The sequence below is a fragment of the Micromonospora sp. ABR4_055 genome, from assembly GCF_056160425.1.
The window spans coordinates 1-18,837 of sequence record NZ_JBSWXD010000026.1; the positions used below are offsets into that span (position 1 = coordinate 1).

9 protein-coding genes are annotated in these 18,837 nt (G+C 72.3%); 7 read left to right on the forward strand and 2 right to left on the reverse strand.

Features of this window, described 5'->3' with window-relative positions; genetic code table 11:
* The 6 genes from ACXAHD_RS09190 to ACXAHD_RS09215 all read left to right on the forward strand — a co-directional run.
* Positions 1-1,665, forward strand: a 1,665-nt coding sequence (locus tag ACXAHD_RS09190) for an FtsX-like permease family protein (RefSeq protein ID WP_475049769.1), incomplete at its 5' end; no start/stop codon positions are given.
* Entirely contained in the window at positions 1,662-4,754 is a 3,093-nt protein-coding gene (locus ACXAHD_RS09195) for an FtsX-like permease family protein (RefSeq protein WP_475049771.1), read from the forward strand. The genes ACXAHD_RS09190 and ACXAHD_RS09195, both read left to right, overlap by 4 nt.
* Positions 4,755-4,760: 6 nt before the next feature.
* Positions 4,761-5,681, forward strand: coding sequence for a tetratricopeptide repeat protein (locus tag ACXAHD_RS09200; RefSeq protein WP_278171101.1), 921 nt, complete (start codon positions 4,761-4,763; stop codon positions 5,679-5,681).
* Positions 5,682-5,690: 9 nt separating this feature from the next.
* Entirely contained in the window at positions 5,691-6,926 is a 1,236-nt protein-coding gene (locus ACXAHD_RS09205) for an arginase family protein (protein ID WP_475049774.1), read from the forward strand.
* A 246-nt stretch (positions 6,927-7,172) separates the two neighbouring features.
* The gene (locus ACXAHD_RS09210) at positions 7,173-7,763 is read left to right on the forward strand and encodes a hypothetical protein (RefSeq protein WP_289213505.1); all 591 of its coding nucleotides are present in this window, start codon (positions 7,173-7,175) and stop codon (positions 7,761-7,763) included.
* A 33-nt stretch (positions 7,764-7,796) separates the two neighbouring features.
* On the forward strand, positions 7,797-8,267 hold the full coding sequence (locus tag ACXAHD_RS09215; RefSeq protein ID WP_475049776.1) for a peptidoglycan-binding domain-containing protein: 471 nt from the start codon (positions 7,797-7,799) through the stop codon (positions 8,265-8,267).
* A 101-nt stretch (positions 8,268-8,368) separates the two neighbouring features.
* Here ACXAHD_RS09215 and ACXAHD_RS09220 read toward each other — a convergent pair whose 3' ends face one another.
* Together ACXAHD_RS09220 and ACXAHD_RS09225 are read right to left on the reverse strand one after the other, a co-directional pair.
* Positions 8,369-11,458 (reverse strand): AfsR/SARP family transcriptional regulator, encoded by a 3,090-nt coding sequence (locus ACXAHD_RS09220; protein WP_475049778.1) that lies wholly within the window; start codon positions 11,456-11,458, stop codon positions 8,369-8,371.
* A 96-nt stretch (positions 11,459-11,554) separates the two neighbouring features.
* Positions 11,555-13,480, reverse strand: a complete 1,926-nt coding sequence (locus ACXAHD_RS09225) for a penicillin-binding transpeptidase domain-containing protein (protein WP_475049780.1) — start codon at positions 13,478-13,480, stop codon at positions 11,555-11,557.
* Positions 13,481-13,729: 249 nt separating this feature from the next.
* Here ACXAHD_RS09225 and ACXAHD_RS09230 point away from each other — a divergent pair, with 249 nt between their 5' ends.
* A complete protein-coding gene (locus tag ACXAHD_RS09230; RefSeq protein WP_281551304.1) occupies positions 13,730-18,796 on the forward strand; it encodes an NAD-glutamate dehydrogenase in 5,067 nt (1,688 codons plus the stop codon).
* Positions 18,797-18,837: the final 41 nt, after the last annotated feature.

Below are 18,837 nucleotides of genomic sequence, written 5' to 3' on the forward strand. Positions count from 1 at the left end.
GTCCTGCTGCGCGCCGGTCGGCTGCCCGCCGCGCTGGCCGCGCTGCACCTGGCCCGCCGGCCGGGGACCGCGCGGTTGGTCGCCCTGCTCACCGTCGGGGTGGCGTTGCTCGGCACCGCGATCGGCAGCTGGACCGAATCGGTCTCCGCGCGGGCCGTCCGCGCCACCCACGCCACCGGCGCCGACCAGGTGCTCACCGTGCAGGCCCGCAGCCGGGCCCACCTGCTGGCCGCGGTCCGCGCCGCCGACCCGTCCGGCCGGTACGCGATGGCGGTGGTCGGCAACAATCCCGGATCGGCCCAGTACGTGCTCGCCGTCGACGCCTCCCGGTTCGCCCAGGTCGCCACCTGGCACCCCGGCTACGGCCCGGTCGCCGCCGAGGTCGCCGCCGCGCTCACCCCGCCGGCCACCGAGGTTCGGGTCGGCGACGGTCCGCTGGTTCTGACCGCCACCGGACCGGACGAGGTGCCGGTCAGCGTCGTGGCGCACCTGGTCGACCCGGCTGGAGACCCGGTGCAGGTGGTGTTCGACCTGCTCGGCACCGATCGTGCCGAGCATCCCGCCACGGTGACCGGCTGCGGCCCGGACGGCTGCCGGCTGGCGTCACTCGAACTGGTCCAACCAGCCCGGAACGGCGTACCGGTGCCGGCCGGGCCCGATCTCACGATCACCCTGCACGATCTGGCTGGGGCCACCACACCCCGGCTGGACGCGGCGTATCTCGGCGATATCGGGAACTGGCGTGGCGCGGTCGCCGGTGGTGCCATCGGCCCCCGGCTGACCACCGGGCCGGACGGCGCGACCGTCACCACCCCGCCGCCACCCGGCCGGGCGGACCGGCAGCGGTCCACCCGGATCCATCCGATCGACGCGCCGGTGCCGGTGCCGGTGGTCCGCTCCGGACCGGAGCTCGCCCCGGACGTTGCCGGCGAGCCACGGCTCGCCGTGTTCGGTGGTGCGGATCTGCCGGTGCGGTACGTGACGGTGGCCGACGCGCTGCCGCAGGCCCGGCTGCGCGGCTACCTGGTCGACCTGGAGCGGGCCGACCGGTTGGCCGACGGGGCCGGCACCGGCGACGTGCCGCAGGTCTGGCTCGCTCCCGACGCGCCGGCGGAACTGGCCGACCGGCTCACCGCCGAAGGGCTGACCATCATCGACACCGGTTCCCGGACCGAGGTGATCGAGCAGCTCGGCCGCCAGGGTCCGCCGTCGGCGCTGCGGTTCCAGCTGGCCGCCGGACTGATCGGGCTGCTGCTGGCCGCCGGGGCGCTGGCGGTGGTCGCGGCGGTGGAACGCGACGACCGGGCCGCCGAGATGGCCGCCCTGCGGGCCCAGGGGCTCCCGGCCCGCGCCGTCACCCGGATCGCCTACGGCGGATACGCCGTCACCGTGGGAATCGCGGTGGTGGTGGGCCTGATGGCCACCGTGCTCGCCCAGCTGCCGATCCGGCAGACGATGCCGATCTTCGTCGACAACTGGGCCGTACTGCCGCTGCGGATCGGTCCACAGGCTGTCCCGTTGCTGGTGAGCACGCTCGTCGCGGCCGCGGTGCTCGGCGCGGCCGCGGCGTTCGCCGGTGCCCGGCTGGTCCGGGCCGTCGACTCCCGGGTCGCCCCGCCGGCCGGGCCGAACCCACCGGCGGCCGGGCCCGGAGGCGTCGGATGATCTCCCTGCTGCTGTCCATGGTCGCCGCCCGGCGCGGGCAGGCGCTGGTCGTCTTCCTGTTGAGCGCGTTCGCCACCGCCGCCGCGGTGACCGGCCCGGCGTACCTGGCCGCCGCCGACCGGGCCGTCGTAGCGGCGGAGATCGCCGCCGCCGACCGCGCCGACCGCACGGTCACCCTGTCCATCCCCGACGTGGCACCCGGCGAGGAGGACGGCTTCCGGGCCGTCACCGGTGCCGTGCTCGACCTGCCCGGCTTCCGCACCGTCTACACAGTGCAGATGCCGGTGCTCGGGCTGGAACCCGCCGGCACCGACATCTCCTACCTGGTCTTCCGCGAGGACGTCTGCGCCAACCTGCGGATGGTCGCCGGGCGGTGTCTGATGTCGCCGTACGAGGTCGTGGTCGGGGCGGACACGGCACGACGCCTCGACCTGGCCCCCGGCACACCGGTCACCGTCACGTGGGCCGACTACGACCCGGTGCAGCGCATCTACCGTCCGGGCGGGGTACCGGCCGGGATCACCGTCGTCGGGGTCTACCAGCCGGTGGACCCGGATGCGCTCTACTGGGGCCGGACACCGTACTTCGTGCCCGGCGCGCCGGACGCCTACCGCGAACCGGTCTTCACCGGTCGGCACGCCGTAGACGCCATCGACCGGCGTAGCGACTACCGGGGCGTCGACGCGCTGGCCGAGTCCGCCGCGTTGGGACCGGACCGGCTGACGGCGCTCGGTGAGCGGCTGGACAGCCTCGAGGAGCAGGTTCGCGCCGACGGCGGCGGGTACGTCAACCTGTCCGACGACGTCGGCCCGCTGCTGGAGCGGATCTCGGCGGCACAGGCGTTGACCCGGCAGGTGGTGCCGGTCGCGGCCGTCCCGCTGGTGGTCCTCTGCCTGTTCGTCGTCTTCGTCGCGGTCGCCGCCGGCACCGTGGCCCGCCGTACCGAGCTGGGCCTGATCGCGTTGCGCGGAACGCCCCGGCGGACCCGGTGGACGCTGGCCGCCGGTGAGCCGGCGGTCGCGATCACCCTCGGCGCGCCGGTCGGCTACCTGCTCGGCTCGGTTGCCGTCGGGCTGCTCGCCGGCCTGCGACTGGAGGAGGGCCGGTTCGCTCCGGTCTCCTCAGGGGCGGCTGTGCTGGCCGGGTGCGCCGCGTTCGTCGGTGCGCTGCTCGCCGTACTGGCCGCCCAGCGCCGGGAACTGGCCAGCCCGGTCGTCGACCTGCTGCGCCGGGTGCCGGCCCGGTCCCGGCGGTGGGCGTCGCTGCTGGCGGAGACGGTGATGGTGGCCCTGACCGTGGTCGCCGTGGTGCAGCTGCGGCTGTTCGACAGCGAGTTGGTCGGTCTGTCGCTGCTGGTGCCGGCGTTGATCGGGGTCACCGTGGCGCTGCTGGCGGCGCGGTTGGTGGCACCGCTGACTGGCCGGCTCGGTGCCGTCGCACTGCGCCGGGGCCGGCTCGGCCCGGCGCTGGGGCTGCTGCACCTGGCCCGGCAGCCGGCCAGCCAACGGCTGTTCACGTTGCTCACCGTCACCGTGGTGCTGACCGGGTACGCGGCCAGCGCGTTCGACGTGGCCCGACAGTCGCGGGCGGCGCTGGCCGAGGTGCAGGCCGGGGCGGACCGGGTGCTGACCCTGCTGCCGGTCGACGCCGGGACGCTGCTGACCGCCGTGCGCACCGTCGATCCGAGCGGCGAGTACGCGATGGCGGTCGGGTTCGCCAGCACCGACGCCGACGTTCCGGTGCTGCTCGCCGACACGTCGGCGCTGGCCGCCACCGCCCGCTGGCGACCCGAGTTCGGTCCGGCGGGCCCTGCGGATGTCGCCGCGACGCTACGACGGCAGGCCATCGAACCGATCGCCGTCGACGGGACGATGATCTCGGTGGACCTGGTCGTCGCCGTCGCCGATCTGCGGCAGACCGGTGAGCCGGCGGATCCGGAGCAGACCGGCCCACCATCGGATCCGCAGGAGACCGGACCGGCCGACGACGTGTGGTTCACCGTTCATCTGCGTGCGGCGTCGGGGCGTGCGGTGGCCGAAGCGACGCCGGCCCGGCCGGGGCGGCACACCTACCGGATCCCGGTCGACTGTGCCGCCGGATGCCAGCTCGCCGGGCTGTCCGCCCGGGTCGAACCGGGCATCGGCCGCGCGGCCGACCCCGACAGCGCGGCCGGTTCGCAGGCCCGCGAGGTGACCCTCACCGGCCTCTCCGTCGACGGGAAGCGGTTGCTCGGCCCGGCGGAACTCACCGACGGGCGGCGCTGGCGCGATCCGTCCGGTGACCCGGCCGGGGCCGGTTCGGGCGGGCTGCGACTGCTCGCCGGCGGGGCCGCCCCCGACCCGTGGGCGCTGCCGGCCGACACGCCGTACCCGTTGCCAGCGGTGACCGCCCTGGCCGACGACCGGCCGCCCGGGCTGAACCCGACCACGGCGCTGCTGCCCACCGGTGCGCAGCTGACGTCCGAGGTCGACCCGGTCCCGGCGCTGCCGGCGCTGGGCGACCGCGGCTTCCTGGTCGACATGGAGTACGCCGTACGGGCGGTGCCGGAGAAGACCGGACTTGAAACGGCCCAGGTCTGGCTCGGTCCCCGGGCACCGGCCGACATCGCCGAGCAGTTGGACGCGGCCGGGCTTACCGTCACCAGCGAGTTCACCCCGGAGCAGCTCCGGGCCGGGTTGGACCGGCAGGCACCGGCCCTGGCGATCTGGTTCCACCTGCTCGCCGCCGCCCTGGCGGTGATCCTCGCCGGCTCCGGGATGGTGCTACTCGCCATGGTCGAACGGCGGCGCCGCGCCGAGGACCTGACAGCGCTGCGGACCCAGGGACTGCCGTCCCGGTCGGCGGCCGGTTCGCTGCGCTGGAGCGGGCTGCCCGCAGTGCTGCTGGCCACGGTGACCGGGCTCGGCGGTGCGCTGCTCGCCTGGTGGCTGAGCGGAAGCTACCTGCCGGTCACCGTCGAGGAGGCGGTCCCGCTGGCCCCGGTCCGCTGGCCCTGGCCGGTCGCCGTGCTGCTCCCCGTGATCGGCGTCATGCTGCTGTTCGGGGCGGTGGCGCTGGCGTTGGGACGCGCCCTGCGCGTGCGAGACTAGGTAACCATGAGCGACCCACGTACCACCCCGTCGATTTTCACTCGCGGCGCGGTAGACCTCAGCTCGCTGCGCAGCGCAGCGCCGGCCGGCGGGAACCGGCCGGACGGGACCCCGACCCGGGCCGGTGGCGGCCCGGCGGCCGGCGCACCGGCGGCAGCCGGTGCCGTCATCGACGTCACCGAGGCGACCTTCCAGACCGAGGTTCTGGAACGTTCGATGACCACACCGGTGGTCATCGACTTCTGGGCCGAGTGGTGCGAGCCCTGCAAGCAACTGTCGCCGCTGCTGGAGCGGCTCGCGGCCGAGGGCGGTGGCGCCTGGACGCTGGCCAAGATCGACGTTGACAGCAACCAGCGCCTGGCGCAGATGTTCCGGGTGCAGAGCATCCCCATGGTGTACGCCGTCGTCGGCGGCCAGCCGGTCGACGCGTTCGCCGGTGTGGTGCCGGAGGCCCAGCTGCGGCAGTGGATCGGCGCCGTGCTCAAAGCTGGCGGCGTCACCGTCGAGGAGCCGGAGAATCCGCTGCTCAACGCCGCCGACGAGGCGCTGATGATGGGCGACCTGGACGCTGCGGAGCAGGCTTACCGGAAGATCCTCAACGAGGCGCCGGCGGACACCGCCGCCGAGGCCGGGCTGGCCCAGGTCGCCCTGGCCCGCCGGGTGCAGGGGGTGCAGCCGGCGGCCGCGCTCGACGCGGCGGCGTCGGCACCGGACGACGTTCCGGCTCAACTGCTCGCCGCCGACGTGGAGGTGCTCGGCGGTCAGGCGGAGCAGGCGTACCAGCGGTTGATCGACCTGGTCCGGCGCAGCGCCGGCGACGACCGGGAGACCGTCCGCAAACACCTGGTGTCGCTGTTCACCATGGCCGGTCCGGACGACCCGGCGGTGACCAGGGCCCGCCGGGCACTGGCCAGCGCACTGTTCTGAGCCCCGCCGATGCGCCGGATCGCCGTACTGGACGCACCGTCGAACCTCGGTCTGCGACCGCCGACCGGGACGTCGGTGCCTGGCTGCGCGAAAGCGCCCGGCGCACTTCGGGACCATCAGCTGGTGGGTCGCCTCGGCGCCCGCGACGCCGGGTGTCTGACCCCGCCCCGGTACGACCCGGCGGACTGGCGACCCGGCGACGGGGTCTGCCACGCCGGGTCGATCTCGGCGTACACGATCGCCCTCGCCGGGCGGATCGGTGCCGTCATCGACGCCGGGGAGTTCCCGGTGGTGCTGGGCGGCGACTGCTCGATCCTGCTCGGCGGGGCGCTCGCCATGCACCGGCTCGGCGAGGCGGTCGGCGGGCGGATCGGCCTGGTCTACGTTGACGGGCACTCCGACTTCCGGCATCCCGGCAACGCCTCCTACGTCGGTGCGGCGGCCGGCGAAGGGCTGGCCCTGGTCACCGGCCGGGGCCAGCCGGATCTGGCGGGGATCGAGGGCCGCCGGCCGTACTTCCGGGACATCGACGTCGTGGTGCTCGGCATCCGGGCCCAGGACGAGTACCGGCTGGATCTCCAGGCGGCCGGGATCGTCACCCGACCGGTGCCGGAGCTGCGTGCGGAGGGGGCGGCGCGTAGCGCCCAGTGGGCCCGCGACCAGCTGGCCGACTGTGCCGGCTACTGGGTGCATGTCGATGTGGACGTGCTCGACCCGGCGGTGATGCCGGCGGTCGACGCGCCGGATCCGGGCGGCATCGCCTTCGCCGAGCTGGAGCTGCTGCTCGCGGACCTGGTCGACACCCCGCACTGCCTCGGCGTCGAGTTGACCGTCTTCGACCCTGACTACGACCCGGACAGCAGCTACGCGGCCGACATCGTCTCGACCCTGGTGGCCGGCCTGCGGCCGGTGCACGCCGGTCGGGAGTCGGCCGGACCGGCGAGTTCGGTGGCGGATGCGCCCCCGGTGGCGCGGGACGCCCCAGTGGCGGAGGACGTCCCAGCGGCGGGAGGCGCCGCGCCGGTCCCCGCGCCGGCCAAGCCGGGGCGGCTGCGGCGCGCCGTACCGCCCGTCGGTGTCGCCGACGGACCGCGGCCGGGTGCGGTCGGTACCCCCCCAGCCCCTCCCTCCACCAACACACCCCTCCCTGAGGAGGGCGCGGCACCGTCCGGTTCGGAGGACGGACCGGTGCAGGCCGGCAACGTGCCGCTGGTGGGACCGCCACCGTCCGTCGAAGTCGACTAGCGTGCGCGCGTTCGAATCGATGAGCTAACGCGGCCCGTTGCGACGCCGTCCAGCCCGACCACGGCCCTGCGGTTGCCCGAAGCGTCTTCCCGATGAAACTTGCGGGACGGATCGAGGACAGTGGGTGTCAGACTCTCCGCGACCGGCAAGCCCGGTCCAGCGGGCCGTACGGACCTGATCCGATCCGATCCGACCTGATCCGATCCGGTCCGCCGGCCGTGCCACTGACGAGCATCGGGAGGATCCGTGAGAGTAGTACAGAGACTGGCGATGGGTGTGCTGGCTGCGGCCCTGTCCATGACCGGGGTGGCAGCGGCCGCCCCGGCCGCTGCCGCGGCGCCCGGGCCGGTGGCCGATTCCTCGCAACTGCGGGTCGGCCAGACCCGTACCTTCACCGAGACCGTGTACGTCGAGACAGGATCGGCCGCCGCCGGCCGCACCCCGATGCTGATCGTCGTCACCGAGTCAGTCGAGGAGGCGCCGACTTTCGGCGTGGCCGCGACGGAGTGCTGGATCCATCGGCGCAATTTGACGTCCAAGTCGTTGGGCGTCACTCAGCACACGTGGCAGCACCGCGTGCGGTGGTGCTTCAACGGGTCCGCGAAGGTGGACGTCACCGAGAACACCAGCGCCAATGTCGGAGTCGGTATGGGTTGGAACTGGCGGGGCGCCGGTAACAAGTGGATCTCGAATCCGAGTAGTTCCGCGTACCGGGTCTACGCCCAGGGGCACTACGAGTTGTGCTACACCATCTGCATCCAGAACAACTACCCGTCGCATCGGGCCGACTACAAGGCGAACGGGGTCATCGCCAATCAGGTCGACGTTTACCGCTGAACGGTGGAGCCAGTTGTCGGAAAGGAGATGTCAATGAGATCACCGGTATTCGTTGGGGTGCGGGGGAACGGTCTTGTCTCCTTCACTCTCGTATTGGTCCTGATGTCCACGGCGGTGTTCGTCTTCGGAGGCTCCACCGGCGCGGCGGCCGCGTATCCACAGTGCGACACGGAACACACGTTCCAGCACACGTCGACCGGCGGCAATCTGGCAGCCCCGGTATCGTCGGGGAACAACGCGAACTGTGTCCTTGGTCGGGGTAGCAGTGGCCACGGTGTGACTCGTTTGCAGTGGGTACTCAACAAGTGTTACAACGCGGGTCTGGCGACTGATGGAATCTACGGTGCCAAAACCGAGGCGGCCATCAGGTGGCTCCAGTCAGAGGCCGGAATCTCCAAGGACGGGGTCTACGGTCCGGTCACCAGGAACAATATGATGTTCCCCGTCTACGGGATAGAACAGTTCTTCGGGTGTTTCGGCTTCTCCGTCGTTCCTGGATCTTAGCCCCGGGGATCCTGACCGGCCGGTTCCAGCGGCACCCGTCGAACGCATCGACGGGTGCCTGCCCGGTCGTGCCCTGCTTCGTATCCGCTGGTCGAGGCCCGTCATTCTGGCAGAGCGGCGGGGACAAGCCGCGCGTACCAGGCTCCCGCCTCCTCGGCATGCTGTCGTGCCCGGTCGAGGTCGCCGCTGCCCCGGTACGCCCGCCCCAGGCCGGCATGGGCCCGGGCACACTCCCGGGGCACGCCGGTATCGGTGGCGACCGCCAGAGCCGTCGAGTGACGGGAGACGGCGTCGACCCATCTGCCGGCGCCGTGGGCGGCGATGCCGAGTTCGTTGAGCACCTCCGCCTCCCTGGCCCGGTCACCGGCAGCCAGCGCCAACGCTTCAGTGAGTAGTTCTGCGGCGTTGGTCCACTCGCCGAGCTGGTTCTGCAACATGCCGAGGCTGAGGCGGACCAGGACGGCCCCGAACCGGTCGTCGTGCCGGAGGAACTGTCGCCGGGCCTGCTCGTAGCGAGCGGAAGCGACCTGCGGCTGGCCGAGCATCGCCTCGGCCCTGCCCAGGCTGAGCAGGGCATGTGGTTCGCCGACCGGGTCGCCGATGTCGCGGTACAGGCCGAGCGCCCGCCGGCTGTACCCGGCGGCCTGCTCGGGGCGCCCGAGGTCCAGCTCCACCCAGCTGAGATTGTTCAGGCCGTTGGCCTCCCCGTTGCGGTCGCCGAGCTCCCGCAGGAGCGTCACCGAACGCCGCAGGCTGCCGATCGCCGACCCGTACCGGCCCTGTCGGGCTTCGACACAGCCGAGCGTGCCCAACATCCGTGCCTCTCCGGTGCGGTCGGCGGTGTGCCGGAACAGTGCGGCGGCCTGCTTCAACCGGGCGGCGGCCGGCCCGAAGCGGGCGGCGTGGAAATGTGCGCTGCCGAGACCGAGCAGCGCCCGGGCCTGCCCGCCCGGGTCACCGACCTGCCGCGCGGCCAGCAGCGCGTTGGTGTGGACGGTGCGGGCGTGAGCCGGCCACTGGCCGTTGACGAGATACCGGTGCAGGACCCCCGACAGCGCCACCGCGTGTCGTGACCAGCCGTGGCCGGCGGCGTAGGTGGAGATCGTGATCAGGTTGTCCAGTTCGGCGTCGAGCCAGCGGGCGGCGGCGGCAGGATCGGAGAGGTCCGGCGTCGGCGGGGTCGGCGGCGCGACATCGGGTCGGTACGGTCGGTTGGCCGGATGCAGCCGGTCCATGGCGGTGCTCGCGGTGCCCAGGTAATGGTCGAAGAGCCGCTGCCGGGCCGCCCGCCGGTCGGTCCCGGTGTCGGTGTCGCGGCTCAGTCCGGCCGCGAAGGCGCGTACCAGGTCATGGATCCCGAACCGACCGGGCCGGGTCGGGTGGACGAGGTGCGCTCGGACGAGCCTGGCCATCGCCAGCCGGGCGGGGTCGAGTCCGGTCCCGGCCAACGCCGCGACGGCGTACGCGTCGAGGTCCGGGCCGGGGTGCACGCTGAGCAGCCGTAGCACCCGGACAGCTGGCTCGGGCAGGTGTCGGACCGACCACGAGAAGACGGTGCCGACCGCTGCCCGCGGATCGTCACCGATATCCAGAATGTCGAGCCGGCCCTGCCACCTGGATAATTCGGACACCAGCCCTGCGAGGTCCGTGTCCGGACGCGAGACCACCAGCTCGGCCGCGATCCGCAGCGCGAGTGGGAGCCGCCCGCAGCGGATCGCCAGCCCGGCGGCGACCTCGGGCTCGGCGACCGCCGGCGCGCCGATCAGTTGGCGCAGCAGGTCGACGGCATCCGGCTCCGGCAGCAGATCGAGTGTCAGCCGCCGTGCGCCCTGCACGGCGGCCAGCCCTGCGACGGTGTCCCGGCTGGTGATCAGCACCATGCACGATCCGGTGCCTGGAAGCAGCGGCCGTACCTGTTCGGCGGTCGCGGCATTGTCCAGCACGACGAGCAGCCGGCGGCCGGCGACTGCGGTGCGGAACCGGGCTGCACGCGCGGCGAGGTCGTCCGGATGTTCGACACCGGGCACACCCAGCGCCGTCAGGAATCCGCTCAGCGCCTCCGCCGGGGACAGGGGGTCGTGTTCGTCGGCACCACGGAGGTCGACGAAGAGTTGACCGTCCGGGAACCGGTGGAGGACTCGGCGCGCCCAGCGCACCGCGAGCGCGGTTTTTCCGACACCTGCCAGGCCACAGATCATGGCGACCGTGACGGTGGACCCGGCCGTCCCGGCATCGGCAGCTGACCCGGCGTCCAGGAGCCCATCCAGCCAGTCAAGCTCGGTCTGGCGACCGGTGAACTCCGCGACGTCGGCCGGCAACTGCGCCGGTACGACAACCGGTCCGCTCCGGCGATCCCTGAACGGGTACCCGTCACCGGACGGCCAGGGCTCGTCGCGTGCCGCAGACCGCCGGTTCGCGGTGCGGGCGGCGGGCGGCGGATCGAGCGCTGGATCGTGACGCAGGACCCGCTGGAACATCTCGGCGAGCTCCGGGCCGGGATCGACCCCCAACTCGTCGCCGAGGGAGGTCGCCGCCTGCCGGTACGCCGCCAGCGCGTCGGCCTGCCGGCCCGCCCGGTAGAGGGCATGCATGTACGCGGCGGTCAGCCGCTCACGAAGCGGATGGCGTTTCGCGAGTCCGGCCAGGTCGTCAACCAGCCGGTCGGCCGGGCCGCTGGCCAGCGCCTGCCGCGCGTACGTCTCGACGACGGCCAGCCGCCGTTCGTCGAGGTGGGCGGCGAGGGCACGGATCCGGTCGCCGCCCAGGTCCGCCAGTGCCGGGCCACGCCACCGTGCGAGGGCCGCGCGCAGGCTGTCCGCAGCGCGGGCCAGATCACCGTCGGCTTCGAACTCGTGGCCCCTGGCGACAAGCAGCTCGAACTGGAGCAGGTCCAGGTTCTCGGGCGCGACGCAGAGGCTGTAGCCGAACTCGTTCCGTTGCGGCCCTGCGTGTCCGTAACGGGCCAGTGTGGCACGGATCTGTGAGACCGCGTTCTGGATCTGGCGCCGGCCGGCCTCGGGAGCGGCGTCTCCCCAGACGGCGACCGCCAGTTCCGAGACGGGAACCGAATGGTTGACGTTGACCAGAAGTACCGCCAGCACGTTGCGCTGTCTGGGCCCGGCGATGGCCAACGTCTGCGATCCGGTTTGCGCCGCCAGCGGGCCCAGTACACCGAACCAGACCTCAGCCACGGACATCCACATTCATCACCCGTACCGAGTGTGTCGGGGCGTCGTGGCAAAAGGTAGCGATGACCGTTGTGTTGGTCAAGCAGGTGGTTTCACCGTTCATCCGGCGGCGAGTTCGTGCAGGAACTCCTCCGCGATCGGCACCGCCCGCCCGGACCCTGACCCGCCCTGCTCGACGAAGACGGCGAAGGCCAGGTCGCCCTGCCAGCCGATGAACCAGGCGTGTGTGTTCGTCGGGTCGTCGTCGTACTCGGCCGTGCCGGTCTTGCCGTGCACCGGCTCGCCCGGCACGTCCCGCAACGCCTGCCCGGTGCCATCGGTGACCACCTCACGCATCATCGTCCGTAGTGCCTGCACCGCCGCCGGGTCCAGCTGCGGGCCGTCCGGCACCGCCGACGGCGGCGCGGGCTCGACGATGAGCGTCGGCTGGCGCCACTGCCCCCGGACGACCGCGGCGGTGGCGCCGGCCATCGCCACCGGGCTGACCAGCGTGGTGCCCTGGCCGAAGGCGGCGGCGGCCCGTTCCGCCGGTGGGCCACCGGCGGAGACCGCGCCGGTGAAGGCGGACACGCCGAGCCGCCATTCGCCTTCCAGCCCGAGCAGCCGACCCGCCTCGGCCAGCCCGTCCGCCTCCAGCTGCGGGGCCAGTTCGACGAAGGTGGTGTTGCACGACTTGGCGAAGGCGGTCCGGAACGGCACCCGGCCCAGCTCGAAGCCGTCCGAGTTGGTGAACGTGCGCCCGTCGACGGTGGTCGTCTTCGGGCAGTCGACCGGCGCGTCCGGGTCGACCGCGCCGGCTTCGAGCAGCCCGAGCGCGCTGACCATCTTGAACGTGGAGCCGGGCGGGACCTGCGCGGTCAACGCCAAATTCTCCGTACCACCGTCGGGGCCGTTGGCGACGGCGACCAGCGCGCCGTCGCTGACCCGCACCGCCACCAGCGCGGCGCGCCGCCCCTCGTCGGCCAGCGCGGTGTCGGCGGCGGTCTGCACGGCCGTGTCCAGTGTGGTCCTCACCGGCTCACCGGGCTGGGCCTCGGCGCGGAACACCACCTCGTCGCCGGAGACGCTGCCGTCCGGTGCGGTCCCGACGATCTGCACCGAGTACCCGGGTACGCCGCGTAGCCGCTCCTCGTACCCGCCCTGCAGGCCGCCGTGGCCGACCAGGTCGCCGACCTCGTACCGGCCGGGGTGCGCCTCCATGTCCTGCCGCTGCACCGGGTCGACGGTGCCGAGCAGCGCGCGGGCGAACTCCCGGGTGGGGGCCAGGTCCCACTCCTGCCGGCGGAACTTGGTGCCGGGCAGCTCGTAGATCCGGTCCCGAATCTGCTCGTACGCCTCCTCGCGCAGGGTGACCACCTCGACGAAGGCGTCCGGTTTCGCCGCGTCGAGCCGGTCCGCCAGCCCGGAGACGTCCACCGGCGGGCTGATCGCCGGTCGGATCGCCCGGAACGCGGCGTCGAGCTGGGCGGCCAGGGCGGCCGGGTCGTCGACCTCGCCGGGCTGTACGCCGACCACCACCACCGGGCGCGGCGCGACGATCGGTTGCCCGGCCCCGTCCAGGATGGCGCCGCGGGGCGGGGCGAGCCGGCTCAGTGCCAGCTGGTCGCCGCTGCCGAGCCGCTCGTGGACGATCGTCGGCTCCCAGATGATCTGCCAGGCGTCGTCGGCGCCCCGGCGTAGCCGGACCGACGTCGGGTAGCTCCACCGCACATCGCCGGGGAGCGTCCATTCGACGGCGATGGTGGCGGTCGCGATGTCCTCGGTCACCTCGGCGTCGCCGTCCGGGCGCAGCTGCGGCGGCGTGTCCTTCAGATCGCCGACGAGGGCGGTCAGCTCCTCGGTGACGTCGGTGGCGGGCAACCGTTCGCCGGCCGGGGTGATGAAGCCGATGTCGGTAAGGTCACCGGAGTGCCATCCGTCGATGAAGGCCGCGACTGTGGCGTCCGGTCCGTCATCGGAGGAACAGCTGGTCAGTGTGGTGACGGCGAGTAGCAGCGCGATCGCGACGGTCGCCTTGCGGCGCATGCGACGGCCCCCTTCCGGACGCATGGCGGACACCGGAACGGTAGTACGTGTGCGCATGGACCGCTGTCCCTCGGGGTACCGGATGAACCGCTGTCCCGTTTCGTCCAGGGCATATCACACGACGTGGTCAAACGGTGTCGCCAAGCCGACGACAGGGGGCCGGTGTGCCGTCGGAACGACGATCCGGGAGGAATAGGCTTGGCCGAGGTTGACCCCACAGCGTGGTGGGGCCGAGGGGAGTCTGCGCCAATGAACCGCCGTCCGGTCACGAAGTCGAAACGCCAGGCCTCGGGCGGTGACGGGCAGCGTCGCCGGCAGAGCGCCGGGCCGCACCGCCAGTCCGAGCTGGATCCGGACGAGGTGTTCGACCTCCAGACGTTCGCGCCGCCGGAGTCGGCGCTGGCCGCCGTGGTCGACGACACCGACGACAACGGGTACGACGAACCGATGCCCAGCGCCGAGCGGCTGATCGCCCAGGCGGTGTCGCTGGCCGACACCGACCACGACGCCGCCTGCCTGGTGGACCGGTTCTGGCGGTTCGCCGCCGACGAGGAGCTGGTCGGCTGCCGTCCGCAGGAGATGCTCGACGCCGCCCGAGCGCACCGGGAGCTGGCCGGGCACCGGCTGCCCGGCGAGCTGAAACTGCGGCTGACCCCGCCCGGCGACGGCCGGCCGTACACGATCGTCGAGATCGTCACCGACGACATGCCGTTCCTGGTCGACTCGGTGACCGCGCTGCTGGCCGAACGGCACTTCGACGTCCATCTGCTGGTGCACCCGCTGGTGGTGGTCCGCCGCGAACCACTCGGCCAGCTCACCGAGGTGGCGGCCGACGTCGAGCCGGACGACGCGATCGACGGCGACCTGGTGGAGAGCTGGATCCGGATCGAGATCGACCCGATCCGAATCGCCGGCGACCTGGACCGGCTGCGCCGTGACCTGCAGCGGGTCCTCACCGACGTACGGGAAGCGGTGGAGGACTGGCCCCGGATGCGCCAGCAGGCCCTGGCCCTGGCCGACGAACTCGACCGGGCCGAGCCCGGATCACCCGACGCGCCGCCGGTGCCGGAGAAGGACCTCACCGACTCGGTCGAACTGCTGCGCTGGCTGGCCGACGACCACTTCACCTTCCTCGGCTACCGGGAGTACCGGCTGGTCGACAGCGGAGACGGGGAAAAGGCGCTGGTCGCGGTGCTCGGTTCTGGGCTCGGCATCCTGCGCCAGGACCAGACCCGGCCGCGCCCGCTCACCTCGATGACCCCGCAGGCGGCGGCGAAGGCGTTGGAACAGCGGCTGCTGATCATCACCAAGGCCAACTCGCGGGCCACCGTGCACCGGGCCGCCTACCTCGACTACGTCGGCGTCAAGGTCTTCGACTCGGCCGGGGCGGTGGTCGGCGAGCGCCGGTTCCTCGGGCTGTTCTCCACCGCCGCGTACCGGACCAGTGTGCAGGAGCTGCCGGTGGTCCGGCGCAAGGTCGCCGAGGTGCTGGAACGCTCCGGGCTCAGCCCGCGTAGCCACTCCGGCAAGGACCTGCTGCAGATCCTGGAGACCTACCCGCGCGACGAGCTGTTCCAGATCCGCACCGACGACCTCTACCACGCCGTACTCGGGGTGCTGCGGATGGCCGGCCGCCGGCAGTTGCGGCTGTTCCTGCGCTCCGACGGGTACGGGCGGTTCCTGTCCTGCCTGATCTACCTGCCCCGGGACCGGTTCACCACGCACAACCGGCTGCGGATGCAGCAGATCCTGCTGCGCGAGCTCAACGGGGTCGGCGTCGACTACACCACCCGGGTCACCGAGTCGATGCTGGCCCGGGTGCACTTCATCGTGCGTACCGACCCGGCGTCGCCCCCCGTCGAGCTGGACCCGGACCGGCTCGCTGAACTGCTCGCCGAGGCCACCCGGCTGTGGGAGGACGACTTCCGGCTGGTGCTGGAACGCAAGCTGGGCGACGAGTCGGCCAAGTCACTGCACCGGCGGTACGCCGACGCCTACCCGGAGGGGTACAAGGAGGAGCACACCGCGTACGAGGCGGTTCAGGACCTGGCCAAGCTGGAACTGCTGGAGGAGCCCGGCCAGCTGGAGATGCACCTGTTCCGGCCACCCGGCGGTACCGGGGTCGACGAGCGGGACGTGCGGTTCAAGGTCTACCGGTACGGCGAACCGATGGTGCTGTCCGATGTGCTGCCGGTGCTGCACTCTCTCGGTGTGCAGGTGATCGACGAACGGCCGTACGAGATCGACCGGGTCGACCAGCGGATCTACCTGTACGACTTCGGGCTGCGGCTGCCGGTCGGCGCCCGAGCGATGGCCGAGGTTCGGCCGCACGTGGAGAACGCGTTCTCGGCGGCCTGGCGCGGTGAGGCGGAGATCGACGGCCTCAACGAGCTGGTGCTGCGCGCCGGGCTGACCTGGCGGCAGGTGGTAGTGCTGCGGGCGTACGCGAAGTACCTGCGCCAGGCCGGCGCGGTCTTCTCCCAGGAGTACATGGAGTCCACTTTCGTCGCCTACCCGGCGATCGCCGCGCTGCTGATCCAACTCTTCGAGACCCGGTTCGCGCCGGGGCCCGACGTCGACGATGAGCGCCGCCGCCGGCGCGGCCAGGAACTGGTCGCCGTGATCGGCCGCCATTTCGACGAGGTGGACAGCCTCGACCAGGACCGGATCCTGCGCAGCTACCTGACGCTGATCCTGGCCACCCTGCGGACCAACTTCTACCAGCGGGGCGCCGACGGCCGCCCGGTCCCGTACGTGGCGATCAAACTCGACCCGCAGGCCGTCCCGGACCTGCCGGCGCCCCGGCCGGCGTACGAGATCTTCGTCTACTCGCCCCGGTTCGAGGGCGTGCACCTGCGCTTCGGTGAGGTCGCCCGGGGCGGGCTGCGCTGGTCGGACCGGCGGGAGGACTTCCGTACCGAGGTGCTCGGCCTGGTCAAGGCGCAGATGGTGAAGAACGCGGTGATCGTGCCGGTCGGTGCCAAGGGCGGCTTCGTGGTGAAGCAGCCCGGTGGTACGGCACGCGGTCGGGCGGCGGCCGAGCCACCGGACCGGGAGGCGGCCCAGGCCGAGGGGGTGGCCTGCTACCAGCAGTTCATCTCCGGTCTGCTGGACGTCACCGACAACATCGTCGCCGGGCAGATCGTGCCGCCGCAACGGGTGGTGCGCCACGACGGCGACGACCCGTACCTGGTGGTCGCCGCAGACAAGGGCACCGCGACCTTTTCCGATGTGGCCAACGCGATCTCGATCTCCCGGGGCTTCTGGATGGGCGACGCGTTCGCCTCCGGCGGGTCGGCCGGCTACGACCACAAGAAGATAGGCATCACCGCGCGGGGCGCCTGGGAGTCGGTCAAGCGGCACTTCCGGGAACTGGGGGTGGACGTCCAACGGCAGGACTTCACGGTGGTCGGCATCGGTGACATGTCCGGTGACGTGTTCGGCAACGGCATGCTGCTGTCCGAACACGTCCGGCTGGTCGCCGCCTTCGACCACCGGCACATCTTCCTCGACCCGGACCCGGACCCGGCCACCTCGTACGCCGAGCGGCGGCGGCTGTTCGACCTGCCCCGGTCGTCGTGGGCCGACTACGACACCGGGCTGATCTCAGCCGGCGGTGGGGTGTACCCGCGTACCGCCAAGTCGGTGCCGGTCAGCTGGCAGGTCCGCGCGGCGCTCGGCCTCGACGACGGGGTCGACCTGCTCTCCCCGCCGGAGCTGATCCGGGCGATCCTGCGCGCCCCGGTGGACCTGCTGTTCAACGGCGGCATCGGCACCTACGTCAAGGCCTCCGGCGAGTCGCACGTCGACGCCGGCGACAAGGCCAACGACGCGATCCGGGTCGACGGCCGGTCGGTGCGGGCGAAGGTGGTCGGCGAGGGCGGCAACCTGGGGCTCACCCAGCGGGGCCGGATCGAGTACGCGATCGCCGGCGGGCGGATCTACACCGACTTCATCGACAACTCGGCCGGGGTGGACTGCTCCGATCACGAGGTCAACATCAAGATCCTGCTGGGTGGTGCGGTGGCCGACGGGGAGCTGACCGTGCCGCAGCGCGACGCCCTGCTCGCCGAGATGACCGACGAGGTCGCCGCGCTGGTGCTGCGGGACAACTACGACCAGGCGCGGGCCCTGGCCAACGCCTGCGCGCAGGCGCGTCCGCTGCTGCCGGTGCACCGGCGGATGATCACCGACCTGGAACAGTCGGGGCAGCTGGACCGGGAGCTGGAGGCGCTGCCGTCCGACGAGGATCTGGCCGAGCGGATCCGTGCCGGCGCCGACGGGCTGACCCTGCCCGAGTTCGCGGTGCTGCTCGCCTACGCCAAGATTTCCATCGAGGGACAGGTGCTGGCCGACGGGCTGCCCGACGAGGCGTGGACCGACCGGGTGCTGGCCAACTACTTCCCGACCCCGCTGCGCGAGCGGTACGCCGCCCGGATGACCGACCACCAGCTGCGCCGGGAGATCGTGGTGACCAGCCTGGTCAACGAGGCGGTCAACCGGGGTGGCATGTCCTTCGTCTACCGGACGATGGAGGAGACCGGAGCGTCGGCGGCCGACGTGCTGCGGGCCTACGTGGTGGTCCGCGACGTGTTCGGGCTCGACACGCTGTGGGCAGACATCGACGCGCTGGACAACGTGGTCGGCACCGCCGCGCAGGTATCGGTCTATCTGGAGAGCCGGCGACTACTGGACCGGGCTGTCCGCTGGCTGGTCACCAACCGCAAGTCCCCGCTGGACGTGCCAGGGGAGACCGCCCGGCTGCGCGACGGGGTGTCGCGGCTGCTGCCGGAGCTGGGCGACTACTTCCGGGGCGACGAGCGGGAGTCGCTGCGGGCCCACGTCGACACCATGACCGGTCGCGGCCTGCCGCCGGATCTCGCCGATCGGGCCACTCGGATCATGTACAGCTTCGGGCTGCTCGACGTGGTGGAGACCGCCGCCGACACCGGCTGTGACGTCACCGAGGTCGCCTCGGTGTACTTCATGCTGTCCGAACGGTTCCGGGTCGACTGGCTGCTGAGCAAGATCTCGCTGCTGCCCCGGGGGGACCGCTGGCAGACGCTGGCCCGCACCGCGCTGCGCTACGACCTGTACGCCGCGCTGGCGGCGCTCACCGTCGAGGTGCTCACCGCCACCCCGGGCGAGGTGGCGGTGCAGGACCGGGCCGAACAGTGGGAGCAGGACAACGCCAGCGCGGTGGCCCGGGTACGGCGGGCGATGGAGGATTTCGCCCACTCGCCGGCCGACCTCGCAGCATTGTCGGTGCTGCTGCGCCAGATCCGGACACTGGTTCGCACATCTTCGGCCAACTGACCACATCGGCCGGAAAAGCTGCATACTTTCGGCAGGGCAGA

Excerpts from the sequence above, each read along its gene's own strand:
- ACXAHD_RS09195 (WP_475049771.1), top strand. The coding sequence starts at position 1,662 with ATGATCTCCCTGCTGCTGTCCATGGTCGCCGCCCGGCGCGGGCAGGCG.
- ACXAHD_RS09200 (WP_278171101.1), top strand. The coding sequence starts at position 4,761 with ATGAGCGACCCACGTACCACCCCGTCGATTTTCACTCGCGGCGCGGTA.
- ACXAHD_RS09205 (WP_475049774.1), top strand. The coding sequence starts at position 5,691 with ATGCGCCGGATCGCCGTACTGGACGCACCGTCGAACCTCGGTCTGCGA.
- ACXAHD_RS09215 (WP_475049776.1), top strand. The coding sequence starts at position 7,797 with ATGAGATCACCGGTATTCGTTGGGGTGCGGGGGAACGGTCTTGTCTCC.
- ACXAHD_RS09225 (WP_475049780.1), bottom strand. The coding sequence starts at position 13,480 with ATGCGCCGCAAGGCGACCGTCGCGATCGCGCTGCTACTCGCCGTCACC.
- ACXAHD_RS09230 (WP_281551304.1), top strand. The coding sequence starts at position 13,730 with ATGAACCGCCGTCCGGTCACGAAGTCGAAACGCCAGGCCTCGGGCGGT.